This window comes from Luteimonas pelagia (assembly GCF_054776035.1).
Genome location: NZ_BAAHCG010000002.1, coordinates 532,327 through 548,096, shown reverse-complemented (window position 1 = coordinate 548,096; position 15,770 = coordinate 532,327). Strand labels below are relative to the sequence as shown.

The 15,770-nt window shown below is 70.2% G+C and carries 12 protein-coding genes and 1 tRNA gene; all 13 read right to left on the bottom strand.

Features of this window, described 5'->3' with window-relative positions; all coding sequences use genetic code 11:
* Nucleotides 1-125 precede the first annotated feature (125 nt).
* Entirely contained in the window at nucleotides 126-2,234 is a 2,109-nt protein-coding gene (gene pnp / locus ACYU7H_RS07790; protein WP_460813653.1) for a polyribonucleotide nucleotidyltransferase, read from the bottom strand.
* A 124-nt stretch (nucleotides 2,235-2,358) separates the two neighbouring features.
* Complete coding sequence (gene rpsO, locus ACYU7H_RS07785; protein ID WP_460813651.1) at nucleotides 2,359-2,619, bottom strand: 30S ribosomal protein S15; 261 nt, start codon at nucleotides 2,617-2,619, stop codon at nucleotides 2,359-2,361.
* Nucleotides 2,620-2,791: 172 nt separating this feature from the next.
* A complete protein-coding gene (gene truB, locus ACYU7H_RS07780; RefSeq protein WP_460813650.1) occupies nucleotides 2,792-3,742 on the bottom strand; it encodes a tRNA pseudouridine(55) synthase TruB in 951 nt (316 codons plus the stop codon).
* A 145-nt stretch (nucleotides 3,743-3,887) separates the two neighbouring features.
* Entirely contained in the window at nucleotides 3,888-4,253 is a 366-nt protein-coding gene (gene rbfA, locus ACYU7H_RS07775) for a 30S ribosome-binding factor RbfA (RefSeq protein ID WP_460813649.1), read from the bottom strand.
* A 13-nt stretch (nucleotides 4,254-4,266) separates the two neighbouring features.
* The gene (infB, locus tag ACYU7H_RS07770; protein WP_460813647.1) at nucleotides 4,267-6,882 is read right to left on the bottom strand and encodes a translation initiation factor IF-2; all 2,616 of its coding nucleotides are present in this window, start codon (nucleotides 6,880-6,882) and stop codon (nucleotides 4,267-4,269) included.
* Nucleotides 6,883-7,004: 122 nt separating this feature from the next.
* Nucleotides 7,005-8,492 carry a transcription termination factor NusA gene (gene nusA, locus ACYU7H_RS07765; RefSeq protein WP_460813646.1) on the bottom strand — a complete coding sequence of 496 codons (1,488 nt, stop codon included), beginning with the start codon at nucleotides 8,490-8,492 and terminating at the stop codon, nucleotides 7,005-7,007.
* A 103-nt stretch (nucleotides 8,493-8,595) separates the two neighbouring features.
* On the bottom strand, nucleotides 8,596-9,198 hold the full coding sequence (locus ACYU7H_RS07760; protein WP_460813645.1) for a ribosome maturation factor RimP: 603 nt from the start codon (nucleotides 9,196-9,198) through the stop codon (nucleotides 8,596-8,598).
* A gap of 248 nt (nucleotides 9,199-9,446) precedes the next feature.
* Nucleotides 9,447-9,523 (bottom strand) — tRNA-Met (locus tag ACYU7H_RS07755).
* A 78-nt stretch (nucleotides 9,524-9,601) separates the two neighbouring features.
* Complete coding sequence (gene nuoN / locus ACYU7H_RS07750) at nucleotides 9,602-11,059, bottom strand: NADH-quinone oxidoreductase subunit NuoN (RefSeq protein WP_460813643.1); 1,458 nt, start codon at nucleotides 11,057-11,059, stop codon at nucleotides 9,602-9,604.
* Nucleotides 11,060-11,069: 10 nt separating this feature from the next.
* Nucleotides 11,070-12,581: an NADH-quinone oxidoreductase subunit M gene (locus ACYU7H_RS07745; protein ID WP_460814000.1), complete on the bottom strand. Its 1,512-nt coding sequence runs from the start codon at nucleotides 12,579-12,581 to the stop codon at nucleotides 11,070-11,072.
* Between the two features lie 67 nt (nucleotides 12,582-12,648).
* Nucleotides 12,649-14,778, bottom strand: a complete 2,130-nt coding sequence (gene nuoL, locus ACYU7H_RS07740; protein ID WP_460813642.1) for an NADH-quinone oxidoreductase subunit L — start codon at nucleotides 14,776-14,778, stop codon at nucleotides 12,649-12,651.
* Between the two features lie 3 nt (nucleotides 14,779-14,781).
* Nucleotides 14,782-15,099 carry an NADH-quinone oxidoreductase subunit NuoK gene (gene nuoK, locus ACYU7H_RS07735; RefSeq protein ID WP_460813998.1) on the bottom strand — a complete coding sequence of 106 codons (318 nt, stop codon included), beginning with the start codon at nucleotides 15,097-15,099 and terminating at the stop codon, nucleotides 14,782-14,784.
* Nucleotides 15,100-15,104: 5 nt separating this feature from the next.
* Complete coding sequence (locus ACYU7H_RS07730) at nucleotides 15,105-15,767, bottom strand: NADH-quinone oxidoreductase subunit J (protein WP_460813640.1); 663 nt, start codon at nucleotides 15,765-15,767, stop codon at nucleotides 15,105-15,107.
* Between the last annotated feature and the right edge of the window lie 3 nt (nucleotides 15,768-15,770).

Here is a 15,770-nt window from a genome sequence, read left to right as displayed (position 1 = left end):
CGCCGGCCGGGGGGCTGCCGCAAGTCACGGGTCGGCGCACCGGCGCGCTCCAGCCGGATCCGGACCCTGGAACGGAAAACGGGCCCGAAGGCCCGTTTCCCTGCAACACGGCGCGGGGGCGCGGCTCAGGCGGCCGGCACGCCCTCCCCTTCGGCCACGGCCTTCATCGACAGGCGGATGCGGCCCTGCTTGTCGACCTCCAGCACCTTGACCTTGACCACGTCGCCTTCCTTGAGCTTGTCGGAGACCTTCTCCACGCGCTCCTCGGAGATCTGCGAGACGTGCACCAGGCCGTCCTTGCCCGGCAGGATCGTCACGAACGCGCCGAAGTCCATGATCTTGGCGACCTTGCCCTCGTAGATCCGGCCCGGCTCGACGTCGGACGTGATCTGCTCGATGCGGTCCTTGGCGGCGTTGGCCGCGGCGGCGTTGACCGACGCGATGACGATGGTGCCGTCGTCCTGGATGTCGATCTGGGTGCCCGTCTCCTTGGTGATCGCCTGGATCGTGCTGCCGCCCTTGCCGATCACCTCGCGGATCTTGTCCGGGTGGATCTTGATGGTCAGCAGGCGCGGCGCGAACTCGGACAGCTCGCCGCGCGGCGCGGTGATCGCGTTGGCCATCTCTCCCAGGATGTGCAGGCGGCCCTGCTTCGCCTGCGCGAGCGCGACCTTCATGATCTCCTCGGTGATGCCCTGGATCTTGATGTCCATCTGCAGGGCCGAGATGCCCTCGCTGGTGCCGGCGACCTTGAAGTCCATGTCGCCGAGATGGTCCTCGTCGCCGAGGATGTCGGACAGCACGACGAAGTCGTCGCCCTCCTTCACCAGGCCCATCGCGATGCCGGCGACCGGCGCCTTGATCGGCACGCCCGCGTCCATCAGGGCCAGCGAGCTGCCGCAGACCGAGGCCATCGAGGAGGAACCGTTCGACTCGGTGATCTCCGAGACGACGCGGATCGTGTAGGGGAACGACTCCATCGTCGGCATCACGGCGAGCACGCCGCGCTTGGCGAGGCGGCCGTGGCCGATCTCGCGGCGCTTCGGACCCATCATGCGGCCCGCCTCGCCCACCGAGTACGGCGGGAAGTTGTAGTGGAACAGGAAGTGTTCCTTGTACTCGCCACCGACGGCGTCGATGATCTGGCCGTCACGCGCGGTGCCGAGCGTGACCGCGACGATCGCCTGCGTCTCGCCGCGGGTGAACAGCGCCGAGCCGTGCACGCGCGGAAGCACGCCGACCTTCGAGGAAATCGGCCGGACCGTGTCCAGCGCGCGGCCGTCGATGCGGACCTTGGTCTTGAGCACCGAGTCGCGCATGGTGCGGTACTCGAACTCGCCGAACTCCTTCGACAGCTCGGCCGTGCTCCAGCCCTTCTCCTCGCTGTGCGGGGCGATCGCCTCGAGCACCGCCTTGCGGGCGGCGGACAGGCTGGTGCGGCGCGCCTGCTTGTCGCGGATCTGGAACGCCTCGGCGAGGCGGTCGCCGATCGCGTGGCGCAGCGTGTCGACCAGGCCCTCGCTGCGCGGCGCCGGCTGCCAGTCCCACTTCGGCTTGCCGGCCTCGGCGACCAGCTCGTTGATCGCCTTGATGGCGACCTGCATCTCGCGGTGGCCGAACATCACGGCGCCGAGCATCACGTCCTCGGACAGCTCGTCCGCCTCGGACTCCACCATCAGCACGGCGTCGGCGGTGCCAGCGACGACGAGCTCCAGCTTCGAGTCGACCAGGTCGGCCTTGGTCGGGTTGAGGATGTACTGGCCGTCGCGGTAGCCGACCTTCGCGGCGCCGATCGGGCCCTGGAAGGGAGCGCCGGTCAGGGCCAGCGCGGCGGAGGCGCCGAGCAGGGCCGGGATGTCGCCGTCGACCTCGGGGTTCATCGACATCACGGTGCAGATGATCTGCACCTCGTTGCGGAACTCGTCCGGGAACAGCGGGCGGATCGGGCGGTCGATCAGGCGCGAGGTCAGCGTCTCCTTCTCGGTGGCGCGGCCCTCGCGCTTGAAGAAGCCGCCGGGGATGCGGCCGCCCGCGTAGAACTTCTCCTGGTAGTCGACCGTCAGCGGGAAGAAGTCCTGCCCTTCGCGCGCGGACTTCGCCGCGACCGCGGTGCACAGCACCATGGTGCCGTCGACGGTGACCATGACGGCGCCGCCGGCCTGGCGGGCGATCTCGCCGGTCTCGAGGGTGACCTGGTGCTGGCCGTACTGGAAGCTCTTGGAAACTTTGGACACGTTTGGAATCCCTGGATTCTTGCGATGAACCGGCCACGGCCCCTGCCATGGACGGGTGGCCGCGGGATCGCGGCCCGGAAATGAAAAACCGCGGCGCATCGCTGCGCCGCGGTCGGTCGCCGTCTTACCGGCGCAGCCCCAGCTTCTGGATCAGGGCCTTGTAGCGCTCGGCGTCCTTGCGGTGCAGGTAATCGAGCAGGCTGCGACGCTGGTTCACCAGCATCAGCAGGCCGCGCCGGCTGTGGTGGTCCTTCTTGTGGGTCTTGAAGTGCTCGGTGAGGTGCTCGATCCGCGCCGTCAGCAGGGCGACCTGCACTTCGGGGGAACCGGTGTCGTTGTCGCCGCGCTTGTGTTCGGAAATGATCTTCTGGGTGTCGATGGACATCGTTGGCCTCGTGACGCGGGGCCGGCAGTCGCTGCCACGGACGGCGCCGATGCGCCGCCGGGAACCGCCCGGCTCGCCTGTTGCGGAAAGGTTGGGTGCTTCGCGAACGAAGCCCGCGGAGTATAGCGGGCGCGGGCCTTGCGGAACAAGGCGTTAGCCTCCCTCGAACGGGTCAGGCGGTGCCCGGCTGGCCGAGCGCGGCGGCCCAGCTGAACAGGCGTTGCGGACGCAAGCCGTCGGGATCCCTGCGGCCGACGCCCAGCGCGCGCCCCGTGCCGTCGAACAGCGCGACGGTCTCGCCCCGGCCGGCCAATGCCTCCTCGCGCAGTGCCTGGCCCTGCGCCAGCCTGCGGGCGGCCTCGGCGTCGACATGGACCGGCGGGAAGCCCGCCAGGCCGGCCTCGACGGGCTGCAACACGGACGCGAAGGCCTCGTCGCCCTGTCCGGCGAGCGACTCGAGGGCGTCGAGCGTGACCATGTCCGGCACCATGAACGGCTCGACCCACAGCCGGCGGAGCGCGGTCACGTGGGCGCCGCAGCCGAGCGCCTCGCCGAGGTCGCGGACCAGGCTGCGGACATAGGTCCCCGAGCCGCACTCGATCCGCAGGCGCAGGCGGTCGCCATCCAGTGCGAGCAGCTCCAGCGCCTCCACGTCGACCTCGCGGACCGGCGCGTCGATGGCCTCGCCGCGGCGTGCCTTCGCGTACAACGGCTCCCCGCCCTGCTTGAGCGCCGAGTAGACCGGCGCCCGCTGGCGGATCCGCCCGGTGAGCGGACCCAGCGCGGCGCGCACGGCGTCGGCCTCGAGCGGGGGCACCGCGCGTTCGCGCAGGATCGTGCCGTCGGCGTCGTCGGTGTCGGTGGTGGCGCCCAGCCGCGCTTCGGCCTCGTAGGCCTTGCGCGCGCCGAGCAGCAGGCCGGCGAGCTTGGTCGCCTCGCCGAAGCACAGCGGCAGCAGCCCCGTGGCGAGCGGGTCGAGCGCCCCGGTGTGCCCGCCCTTCGCCGCGCGCAGCAGGCGGCGCGCACGCTGCAGGGCGTCGTTCGAACTCAGGCCCGACGGCTTGTCGAGCAGGACGATGCCGTCGAGCGGACGCCAGGGGGTGCGCTTGGAACGCAGGTTCATCGCGTCATTGTAGGAGCGCACCTTGGGGCGCGATGGAGCGGATCATGCACTGGGGCGCTTCCTCGGGTTCGCGGGGAAAGCCCGTCGCGGCGCGAGCCCCGCTCCTACAGGCGCATGCGTATCGGGCATGCCTTCCGGACGCCGGTCAATCCTGCTGGCGGTCGGAGTCCGGCAGGTCGCGCAGCAGCTGGTCGATGCGCTCGCCGCGGTCCACCGAATCGTCGTAGTGGAAGTGCAGTTCCGGCACGTGGCGCATGCGCAGCACCTGGGCCAGCTGGTAGCGGATCTCGCGCGCCGCGCCCTTCAGGCCCTTCACGACCTCGGCCGAGCGCTCCGCCTGGAGCGCGGTCACGAACACCTTGGCGTGCGCCATGTCGCGCGTGACCTCCACGTCCGAGACGCTGGCCGACGGCAGCCCCAGTTCGCGGACCGCGTCGTGCACGAGGGTGCCCAGCTCCCTGCGGAGCTGGGCGGAGACGCGGTCGGTGCGCTTGAACGACTTGGCGGGCATGGGGGCGCCTCCGTCAGAGCGTGCGCTGGACCTCGTGGCGCTCGAAGCATTCGATCCTGTCGCCGGCCTTGACCTGGTCGTAGCCCTTGACGCCGATGCCGCACTCGGTGCCCTGCTTCACCTCGTCCACGTTGTCCTGGAAGCGGCGCAGCGAGTCGAGTTCGCCGGTGAAGATGACCGTGTCGTCGCGGAGCACCCGGACCGGCTTGCCGCGCTTGAACGTGCCCTCCACGACCACCGAGCCGGCGATCGAGCCGAACTTGGAGTGGCGGAAGACCTTGAGCACCTCCGCGGTGCCGATGATCTCCTCGCGGATCTCCGTGCCGAGCACGCCGGAGGCGATCTGCTTCACCTGGTCGATCACGTCGTAGATGATCGAGAAGTAGCGCAGGTCGACGCCGTTGGTCTCGATCACCTTGCGCGCCGAGGCATCGGCGCGGACGTTGAAGCCGATGATCGTCGCCTTCGAGGTCGAGGCCAGCTGCGCGTCGGACTCCGTGATGCCGCCCACGCCGGAGCCGATCACGTTGATCCGGATCTGCTCGTTCGACAGGCCGGTCAGCGCCTCGCGCAGCGCCTGCATCGAGCCGTGCACGTCCGCCTTGACCACCAGGTTGAGCACCGCCTGGGCCTCGCCCTGGCCCATCTGGGCCATGACGTCCTCCATGCGGTTGCCCGCCTGGGCGACGAGCCGGAGCTCGCGGCGCTTTGCGTCGCGCTGCTCGGCCACGTCCTTGGCCAGGCGCTCGTCCTCGACCACGACGAAGTCGTCGCCGGCGTCGGGCACGCCCGACAGGCCCAGCACCTGCACCGGGATCGAAGGACCGGCCTCGCCGACCTGCGCGCCGGTCTCGTCGAACATCGCGCGCACGCGGCCGTACTGCACGCCGCAGACCAGGTAGTCGCCGCGCTTGAGCCGGCCCTGCTGCACCAGGACGGTCGCCACCGGGCCGCGGCCCTTGTCCAGCGCCGACTCCACGACCACGCCCGAGGCGCGGCCTTCCGGCACCGCCGTCAGTTCGAGCACCTCGGCCTGCAGGCTGATGGCGTCCAGCAGGGAATCCACGCCCTGGCCGGTGTGCGCCGACAGCTCGACCATCTGCACGTCGCCGCCGAACTCCTCGGCGACCACGTCCTGGCCGAGCAGGTCGTTCTTGACGCGCGAGGGATCCGCGTCGGACTTGTCGATCTTGTTGATCGCCACGATCAGCGGCACGCCGGCCGCCTTCGCGTGCTGGATGGCCTCGATCGTCTGCGGCATCACGCCGTCGTCGGCCGCGACCACGATCACCACGATGTCGGTGAGCTTGGCGCCGCGCGCGCGCATCGAGGTGAACGCGGCGTGGCCCGGCGTGTCCAGGAAGCTGATGACGCCGTTGGCGGTCTCGACGTGGTACGCGCCGATGTGCTGGGTGATGCCGCCCGCCTCGCCCGAGGCGACCTTGGTGCGGCGGATGTAGTCCAGCAGCGAGGTCTTGCCGTGGTCGACGTGGCCCATGATGGTCACCACCGGCGGACGCTGGGTGGCGTCGCCCTGAGGCTGCTCGGCGTGCGCCAGCAGTTCCGTCTCGGCATCGTCCTCGGCCGCGCGCACGGCGCTGTGGCCCAGTTCCTCGGTGACGAGCGCGGCGGTGTCGTGGTCGATGCTCTGGGTGATCGTCGCCATGACGCCCATCTTCATCAGCGCCTTGACCACGTCGCCGCCCTTGAGCGCGAGCTTCTGCGCCAGGTCGCCGACGGTGATCGCCTCGCCGATGGCGACCTCGCGCACGACCGGGGCGGTCGGGCGGGTGAAGCCGGTGCCCGAGCGGGCCTGTTCGGTGTGGCGGCGCGGCTTGGCGCGGCCGCGGGCGCTGGACCGCCGGGCGCGCTCGGACGCGGACAGGTGGAGCTGGCCCGCGAAGCGCGCGGTGTTCTCGTCGTCCTCGACGCTGGCGACCATCGCGTGCGAGCCGCGGTTGGGCTTGTGGCCGGGCTTGTGGGCGGCGCGGTCGTCGGGGCGCGGCGCGGGCTTGTGGTGCCCGTGGCCATGGCCATGGCCGTGGCCCGGACGCGCGGCCTTCTCCTCGCGCTCGGCGGCGGCCGCGGCCTCGACCTCGGCGCGCAGTCGCGCGGCCTCCTCCTCGGCCGCGCGGCGCTTGGCGGCGGCCTCCTCCTCGGCACGCAGGCGGTCGGCCTCGGCCAGCGCCTGCTGCTCCTCGATGTTGCGCTGGCGGGACTCCTCCAGCTTGCGCAGGATCTCGTCGCGCTCGGGATCGCCCGATGCCACGGCGGCCGCGGCGGCCGCGGACGCCTCCACCTCGCCTTCCGACGGCTTGACGTAGGTGCGCTTCTGCCGCACCTCGACCGCGACCGTGCTGCGGCTCGAGCCGCGCCCGCCGCCGACGCTCAGCTCCTGGACCTTGCGGCGGCTGAGCGTGATCTTCTTCGGCGCCGAGACCGCGTCGGGCTTGTCGCCCTTCCCGTGGGTGCGGCGCAGGAAGCCGAGCAGCTTCACTTTCTCGGTGCTGGTCACGACCTGGTCGGGGCCGTCGAACGACATGCCGGCCTCGGCCAGCTGCTCGATCAGTTTCTCGACCGGGGTGTTGACCAGTTCGGCCAGCTTGCGAATGGTGGTTTGCTGCGACATTCGGGATCCGTTGTCTCGGTTCACTGAACCGGGCGCTCGCGTGCGCTCGGGGGGTGTTCAGGCGTTCATGGGAAGGCCCGGCCTGCGGTTGGGGTCCGCGATTCTAGCGCGTCGCGGCCCGGTCATTCGAACCAGTGCCGGCGCGCCTCCATGATCAGCGCGGCCGCGCGCTCGGCGTCCATGTCCTCGATGTCGACGATCTCGTCGACCGCCTGCTCGGCCAGCTCCTCGCGGGTGCGCACGCCGCGCGAGGCCAGGACGTAGGCGGTCGCCTCGTCCATGCCCGGCAGTTCGAGCAGGTCCTGCGCGGGCTGGTGCTCGTCGAGCTGCTCCTCGGCGGCCAGCGCCTCGGTCAGCAGCGCGTCGCGGGCGCGGGCGCGCAGTTCCTCGACGATGTCCTCGTCGAAGCCCTCGACCGCCAGCAGCTCGCCGACCGGCACGTAGGCGATCTCCTCGACGGTGCTGAAGCCCTCGGCCACCAGGATGCCGGCGATCTCCTCGTCGACCTCCAGCTTGTCCTGGAACAGCTCGCGCGCGGCGGCCTGCTCGGCCTCGCTCTTGGCCTGCACCTGGTCGGCGGTCATGACGTTGAGCTGCCAGCCGGTCATGCGGCTGGCCAGGCGCACGTTCTGCCCGCCCTTGCCGATCGCCTGGGCCAGCTTGTCCTCGGCCACCGCCAGGTCCATGGAGTGGCGCTCCTCGTCGACGATGATCGACTGGACCTCGGCCGGCGCCATGGCGCTGATCACGAACTGCGCCGGGTTGTCCGACCACAGCACGATGTCCACGCGCTCGCCGTTGAGCTCGTTGCTCACCGCCTGCACGCGCGAGCCGCGCATGCCGATGCACGCGCCGATCGGATCGGTGCGGTTGTCGTGCGCGAGCACCGCGATCTTGGCGCGGTCGCCCGGGTCGCGCGCGCAGGCCATGATCGACACCAGGCCCTGCCCGACCTCGGGCACCTCGAGCTTGAACAGCTCCATCATGAATTCCGGCGCGGCGCGGCTGACGAACAGCTGCGGGCCACGCGGCTCGGAACGCACGTCGTAGAGGTAGCCGCGCACGCGGTCGCCGGTGCGCAGGACGTCGCGCGGGATGCCCTTGTCCTTGGGGATGAAGCCCTCGGCATTGCCGCCCAGGTCGATGTAGATGTTGCCGCGCTCCACGCGCTTGACCACGCCGGTCACCAGCTCGCCGACGCGGTCCTTCCAGGCGTCGACCACCTGGGCGCGCTCGGCCTCGCGCACCTTCTGCACGATGACCTGCTTGGCGGCCTGCGCGGCGATGCGGCCGAAGTCCGGGTTCTCGATCTGCTCCTCGATGAAGTCGCCGACCTCGGCGCCCTCGCTCTCGTCGACGGCGTCCATCAGTCGGATCTGCCGGTCGGGGGACTCCATGACCACGTCGTCGGCCACGACCTCCCAGCGGCGGAAGGTCTCGTAGCTGCCGTCCTTCGGGTCGATCTGCACCCGCACCAGCACGTCCTGCTCGGGATAGCGCTTCTTCGCGGCCGACGCCAGCGCGGCCTCGATGGCCTCGAAGATCACCGCCTCGGGCACGCCCTTCTCGGCGGCCACCGCGTCCACGACCAGCAACAGGTCCTTGCTCATGGCTTGCTTGCTCCACGCATTGGCGACCCCGGGGGCCGCCGGTTCTTTGGTTGTCCAGGCGGTGCCGGCCAGACGCCGGCGCCGCGCGATTCGTCGTTGCGGATCAGTGCTTCCCGCCCTTGCCGGGCCGCGCATCGCGGCCGGACCGGTCCCGGGCAGGGGCCAGCCCCAGCGCGGCCCAGTCGGGCACCAGCCGCGCGCGGTCGATGTTGTCGAACGCCACCGGGAACTCGGCGTCCGCGGCGCCGTCGATGGCGAACACCACCGTGCCGCCCTCCACGCGCAGGATGCGGCCGGTCAGCTTGCGGCGTCCGTCCTGCGGCAGCTTCAGGCCGACCTTCGCGGACTCGCCGGCGAAGCGCTCGAAGTGCGCCAGGGAGAACAGCGGGCGCTCCAGGCCCGGCGACGACACCTCGAGGGTGTAGTTGCCGCTGATCGGATCGGCGACGTCCAGTTGCGCCGACACCTCGCGGCTGACCGCCTCGCAGTCGTCGACGGTGACGCCGCGCGCCGCGGGGGCCTCCCCGTCGGTGGCCGTCTCGCCGGTGGCCGCGGGCGCCTCCGCCGCGTCGGCGGGCACGTCGATGTACAGGCGCAGCACCGCGCCCCCCGGCGACGGCAGGTACTCGATGCCGAGCAGCTCCAGCCCGAGCGCCGACACGGTCGGCGCCAGCAGCGTCGTGATCTCGCTCGCCTTGTCGGCCATGCGCCACCTCCGTGTCGTCGTGCGGTTCGGATCCACGGCCGGTGCGGGTGCGTCCGCGCCGTGGGGCTGCATTCCCTGCCCTGCGGTTCCCGGCAGGTGCCGGAAACCGGAAACGAAAAAGGGCCCGACGGGCCCTTGTCCGATACCGCTGGATTTCGGTGTGGACGCACGAGCAGGAGTGCATCCACCAAGCCCGACTTGCCGCTGCTGCGAACGCCCCGGAGGATCGATCGATGTCAGCGAAAAGCTGGTAGCGGGGGCAGGATTTGAACCTGCGACCTTCGGGTTATGAGCCCGACGAGCTGCCAGACTGCTCCACCCCGCATCAGGCCGGCGATTATGGCGACCGGGCCGCATTTATGCAAGCCCGGAACCCCGTTCCGGCGAACGGTTCTGGTTCCGCTCAGGCGAAGGCGCGCTGGCACCACGCCATGATCGGGCTCCAGGCCAGGCCCAGCGCGAGCAGCGACAGCGCGTTGACGCCAAACACGACGCGCAGCGGGCGGTCCTCGCGCGCCGACATCGCCGGCTCGACCGGCTCGTCGAAGTACATGGCCTTGATCACGCGCAGGTAGTAGAACGCGCCCACCACGGCGAACACCACGCCGACCAGGGCCAGCCAGAGCATGTCGCCCTGCACGGCCGCGCGCAGGACCGCGAGCTTGGCCCAGAAGCCCAGGAACGGCGGCACGCCGGCAAGCGAGGCCATGACGCACAGCACCAGGCCGGCGGTCCACGGGTCGCGCGCGTTCAGGCCACGGTAGTCGTCGATGCGGTCGGCCTCGAAGCCGCGCCGCGACAGCAGCACGATCGCGCCGAACGCCGCCGCGGTCATCACCGCGTACGACAGCGCGTAGAACATCGCCGCCGCGTAGCCCTCCGGGCCGCCGCCGGCGAAGCCGAGGAACAGGAAGCCGACGTGCGAGATGGTCGAGTACGCCAGCATGCGCTTGAGATTGGCCTGCACCAGCGCGACCAGGTTGCCGATCGCCAGCGACGCGACCGCAAGGCCGGCAAGCAGCAGCCGCCACTGCTCGTCCATCGGGCCGATGCCGGCCTCGAGCAGGCGCCAGGTCATGCCGAACGCGGCGATCTTCGGCGCCGAGCCGATGAACAGCGTGATCGGCGTCGGCGCGCCGTGGTAGACGTCCGGCAGCCACATGTGGAAGGGCGCGGCGCCGAACTTGAACGCGATGCCGGCGACGACGAACACCATTCCGGTCAGCAACAGGGTGCGCTCGGCGCCGGCGATCGTCCCCGCCGCGGCATTGATCGCGCCCAGGTCCAGGCTGCCGGTGGCGCCGTACACCAGCGACAGGCCGTAGAGCAGCAGGCCCGAGGCGAGCGAGCCGAGCACGAAGTACTTGATCGCGGATTCCGATGCCAGCGGGCTGTCGCGGTCGGTGGCGACCAGCGCGTACTGGCACAGCGCCAGCAGCTCGAGGCCGACGTAGACCATCGGCAGGCTGCCCGCCGACACCATCAGCATCATGCCGACCGTCGAGAACAGCACGAGCACCGGGACCTCGCCGCGGTACAGGCCACGCTCGCGCAGGAACGGCCACAGGTAGGCGAGCGAGAGCGCGCTGACGCCGAGGATCCCGACCTTCAGCACGTCGGCCATCGTGTCGCGCACGAACATGCCCTCCAGCACGGTGCCCTGCCCCCCCACGCCGGCCAGCACCAGCGCGGCGGTCGCCAGCAGGCCGGCGACGGCCAGCCCGTGGGTGACCACGCGACGGCGGTCGTCGAGGAACAGGTCGAGCATCAGCAGCGCGAACGCCACGCCGACCAGCAGCAGCTCGGGCGCGAGCGGCGCGATGTCGGCGAGGGAGCGCACGGGCGGGGTCATGGGCGTCATCGGGGCGTCCTTACAGCTTGCTGGTGGCCAGCTGGCCGGCCAGCTGCGCGATCGCGGGCTCCATCAGGTCGGTCAGCGGCTTCGGGTAGACGCCGATCGCCAGCACGCCGATGGCGAACGTGCCCAGGACGATCCACTCGCGGCGGTCGATGTCGCGCAGCGCGGCGACGTTGGCGTTGGCCACCTCGCCGAAGACCACGCGCTTGACCAGCCACAGGGTGTACGCCGCGCCGAGCACCAGCGTGGTCGCCGCCGCGAAGGCCACGAGCGGGTGGTACTGGAAGCTGGCCAGGATGACCATGAACTCGCCGACGAAGCCGGAGGTGCCCGGCAGGCCCGAGTTCGCCATCGCGAACAGCACCATGAAGGCGGCGAACCACGGCATGACGTTCGCCACGCCGCCGTAGTCGCGGATCATGCGGCTGTGCATGCGGTCGTAGAGCACGCCGACGCACGAGAACATCGCGCCGGAGATGAAGCCGTGCGACACCATCTGCACCATCGCGCCCTGCAGGCCGAGGCGCGCGGCGTCGGTGTTGCCGCTCTCGCGCACCAGCGCGAAGGCGATGAACGTGCCCAGGGTGACGAAGCCCATGTGCGAGATCGACGAATAGGCGATCAGCTTCTTCATGTCGTCCTGCACCAGCGCGACCAGGCCGATGTAGACCACCGCGATCAGGCTCAGCGCGATCACCACCCACGCGAACTCCTGCCCGGCGTCGGGCACGACCGGCAGCGTGAAGCGCAGGAAGCCGTACCCGCCGATCTTCAGCATGATGGCCGCCAGCACCACCGAGCCGCCGGTCGGCGCCTCGACGTGCGCGTCCGGCAACCAGGTGTGCACCGGGAACATCGGCACCTTGACCGCGAACGCGGCCAGGAACGCGAAGAACAGCCATGACTGCTCGGCCATCGTCAGCGGCAGCTGCGCGAGGTCGGCCAGCTGCCAGCTGCCGCCCTTCAGGTACAGGTACACCAGGCCGACCAGCATGAAGACCGAGCCCAGGAACGTGTACAGGAAGAACTTGAGCGATGCGTACACCCGGCGCGGGCCGCCCCACACGCCGATGATGATGAACATCGGGATGAGCATGCCCTCGAAGAAGACGTAGAACAGCATCGCGTCGAGCGCCGAGAACACGCCGATCATCAGGCCTTCGAGCACGAGCATCGCCGCGCCGTACTGGGCCACGCGCTTGTCGATCGAACCCCAGGCCCCGACGAGCACGAGCACGGTGGTCAGCGTGGTCAACGCGATCAGCGCCACCGAGATGCCGTCCGCGCCGACCGCGTAGCGGATGTCGTACGCCCGGATCCAGTGGCGCTGCTCGACGAACTGCATCCCGGCATCGGCATGGTCGAAGCCGGCCAGCAGCGGCACGGTCAGCGCCAGCGCCGCCAGCGCGAACGCCAGCCCGCACCAGCGCGCGGCCTGCGGCCGGCCGTTGCCCAGCAGCAGGGTCAGCGCGCCGCCGAGGATCGGCAGCCAGATCAGCAGGCTCAGGAGCGGCAGGTTCGACACGTGGAAGGTTTCCGTCATCGGTGGGGTCGGCGGCGGGCCGGGACGCGTCCCGCCCGCCCCGGCGGGGTCAGGTCCAGTAGCGGATCAGCACCGCCAGCAGCACGATCAGTCCGAGGATCATCGCGAAGGCGTAGTGGAACAGCAGGCCGGACTGGACGCGGCGCACGATGCCCGCGGCCAGGTCCACCAGGCGCGCGCTGCCGTTGACCGCCACGCCGTCGATGACGCGGCTGTCGATGGCGCGCGAAGCCTGGCCGAGCTTGACGCCGCCGCCGGCGAAGCCGCCGATCCACAGGTCGTCCGCCCAGTACTTGCGCTCGAGCACGCGCTTCGGCCACGCGAACAGGCGCGCCGCCTTCGCCGGCAGCTCCGGCCGCCACAGGTACATGACCGTGGCCAGCAGGAAGCCGGCGAATGCCAGCCAGAACGCGGGCGCCATGAAGCCGTGAAGCGCGAACGCCACCGGACCGTGCCAGAGCTCGGCGCCGATCTGCGCGACGGTGTCGCGCGCGGCGGCCAGGTCGATGGCGCCCAGGAAGAACGGCTCCCGCGCGTGGTGCCCGGTCCAGTCGGTGCCGAACAACATCGGCCCGGCGGTGAAGAAGCCGATCGCCAGCGACGGGATCGCCAGCAGCACCAGCGGCAGCGTCACCACCCATGGCGACTCGTGCGGTTCGTGCGCGTGGTCGTCGTGGCCGTGCGCCTCGCCGCCGTGAGCCTCGTGCGCGTGCGCGATCGCCTGCTCGTGTTCGGTGGAATCGGCCTCCGGCACGACGTAGTCGGCGGCATGCTTCTCGTGCCAGCGCGCCTTGCCGTGGAAGGTCAGGTACAGCAGGCGGAAGCTGTAGAAGGCGGTCACGAAGGCGCCCAGCAGCACCGCCCAGTAGCCGTACTGCGCGATCCAGCCGCCGTGCGCGTCGGCGTGGTGGCCCGCGGCCTCGATGATCGTGTCCTTCGAGTAGAAGCCGCTCAGGAAAGGCGTGCCGACCAGCGCCAGCGTGCCGATCCAGCTGGTGATCCAGGTGATCGGCATCTTCCTGCGCAGGCCGCCCATGTAGCGCATGTCCTGCTCGTGGTGCATGCCGATGATCACCGAGCCGGCCGCCAGGAACAGCAGCGCCTTGAAGAACGCGTGCGTCATCAGGTGGAACACCGCCGCCGAGTAGGCGGACACGCCCAGCGCGACGGTCATGTAGCCCAGCTGCGACAGCGTGGAATAGGCGACCACCCGCTTGATGTCGTTCTGCACGATGCCGATCAGGCCGGTGAAGAACGCGGTGGTGGCGCCGATGAACAGCACGAACGACAGGGCCGTCTCGCTCAGCTCGAACAGCGGCGACATGCGCGCGACCATGAAGATGCCGGCCGTGACCATGGTGGCCGCGTGGATCAGCGCGGAGATCGGGGTCGGGCCTTCCATCGAGTCCGGCAGCCAGACGTGCAGCGGCACCTGCGCCGACTTGCCCATCGCGCCGATGAACAGGCAGATGCAGATCAGGGTCGCGACCTGCCACTGGGTGCCCGCGATGATCGACACGCTGGCGTCGCCGATCGTGGACGAGGCGTTGGCGAAGACCGTCGCGTAGTCGAGCGTGCCGAACCAGTACAGCACCGCCGCGATGCCCAGCAGGAAGCCGAAGTCGCCGACGCGGTTGACCAGGAAGGCCTTGAGGTTGGCGAAGATCGCCGTCGGGCGCTTGAACCAGAAGCCGATCAGCAGGTACGAGACCAGGCCCACCGCTTCCCAGCCGAAGAACAGCTGCAGGAAGTTGTTGCTCATCACCAGCATGAGCATCGAGAAGGTGAACAGGCTGATGTAGCTGAAGAACCGCTGGTAGCCCGGGTCCTCGGACATGTAGCCGATGGTGTAGACGTGCACCAGCAGCGACACGAACGTCACCACGACCATCATCATGGCCGTGAGCGTGTCGACCATGAAGCCGACGTGCGCCTCGAGCCCGCCCACCTGGAACCAGGTGTAGATGTTCTCGTTGAACGGCGCGGCGCCCTGCAGCAGCTGCCACAGCACGTAGGCCGACAGCGCGCAGCTCAGCGCCACGCCGCCGATGGTCGCGGTGTGCGCGCCGATGCGCCCGACCTGGCGGCCGAACAGGCCCGCGACCGCGGCGCCGGCAAGCGGCGCCAGGGCGATCCACAGCAGCAGGGTCTTGGAGATGGCGAACTCGGCAGCCGGCATGGATCAGCCCTTCAACGTGTCGATTTCGGCGACGTTGATGGTGCGCCGGTTGCGGAACAGGGTGACCAGGATCGCCAGGCCGATCGCGGCCTCGGCCGCGGCCACCGTGAGGATGAAGAACACGAACACCTGCCCCGACGCGTCGCCGAGGTGGCGCGAGAAGCCGATGAAGTTGATGTTGACCGCGAGCAGCATGAGCTCGATCGACATCAGCAGGATGATCACGTTCTTCCGGTTGAGGAAGATGCCCGCGACGCTGATGCAGAACAGCGCCGCGCCGAGCGCGAGGAAGTGCCCCAGCGCCAGTCCGGTCCCGAGCATGCCCATCACGTGCCCTCCCCCGCCGGCGCATCCCCGCCGGCGCCATCCCGTCCACCCGAGGCGGCCTCGCGCGGCTCGGCCGCCATCTTCACGATGCGGACCCGGTCTGCCGCGCGCACGCGCGACTGGTCGCCCGGGTTCTGCTTGCGGATGCCCTCGCGCTGGCGCAGCGTCAGCATGACCGCGGCCACGACCGCGACGGTCAGGATCAGCGCGGCGACCTCGAACGGCAGCAGGAATCGGGTGAACAGCGTGCGCGCCAGCCACGCGGTGTTCGACGTGTCCGCCGCCACGGCCGCGGCGTTCTCCGCCAGCGGATCCATGCGGCTGGAGATGCCGATCAGCGTCAGGATCTCGAGCAGCATGACCACGGCGACCGCCAGGCCCACCGGCAGGTAGCGCACGTAGCCCTCGCGCAGGGGCGCGACGTCGATGTCGAGCATCATCACCACGAACAGGAACAGCACCATCACCGCGCCGACGTAGACGAGGATCAGCGCCACGCCGAGGAACTCGGCACCGGCGAGCAGCCACGTGCAGGCGACCGAGAAGAAGGTCAGCACCAGCCACAGCGCGGCGTGCACCGGGTTGCGGACGCCGATCACCGCCACCGCGGAGGCGACCGCGGCGAGGGCGAAGGCGAGGAAGGCGATCAGTTCGAGGGTCATGGT

What these genes read in the sequence shown, in the direction of transcription:
- rpsO (WP_460813651.1), bottom strand. Translation starts at nt 2,619, where the DNA reads ATGTCCATCGACACCCAGAAGATCATTTCCGAACACAAGCGCGGCGAC.
- truB (WP_460813650.1), bottom strand. Translation starts at nt 3,742, where the DNA reads ATGAACCTGCGTTCCAAGCGCACCCCCTGGCGTCCGCTCGACGGCATC.
- rbfA (WP_460813649.1), bottom strand. Translation starts at nt 4,253, where the DNA reads ATGCCCGCCAAGTCGTTCAAGCGCACCGACCGCGTCTCCGCCCAGCTC.
- infB (WP_460813647.1), bottom strand. Translation starts at nt 6,882, where the DNA reads ATGTCGCAGCAAACCACCATTCGCAAGCTGGCCGAACTGGTCAACACC.
- nusA (WP_460813646.1), bottom strand. Translation starts at nt 8,492, where the DNA reads ATGAGCAAGGACCTGTTGCTGGTCGTGGACGCGGTGGCCGCCGAGAAG.
- ACYU7H_RS07760 (WP_460813645.1), bottom strand. Translation starts at nt 9,198, where the DNA reads ATGGCCGACAAGGCGAGCGAGATCACGACGCTGCTGGCGCCGACCGTG.
- nuoN (WP_460813643.1), bottom strand. Translation starts at nt 11,059, where the DNA reads ATGACGCCCATGACCCCGCCCGTGCGCTCCCTCGCCGACATCGCGCCG.
- nuoL (WP_460813642.1), bottom strand. Translation starts at nt 14,778, where the DNA reads ATGCCGGCTGCCGAGTTCGCCATCTCCAAGACCCTGCTGCTGTGGATC.
- nuoK (WP_460813998.1), bottom strand. Translation starts at nt 15,099, where the DNA reads ATGCTCGGGACCGGACTGGCGCTGGGGCACTTCCTCGCGCTCGGCGCG.
- ACYU7H_RS07730 (WP_460813640.1), bottom strand. Translation starts at nt 15,767, where the DNA reads ATGACCCTCGAACTGATCGCCTTCCTCGCCTTCGCCCTCGCCGCGGTC.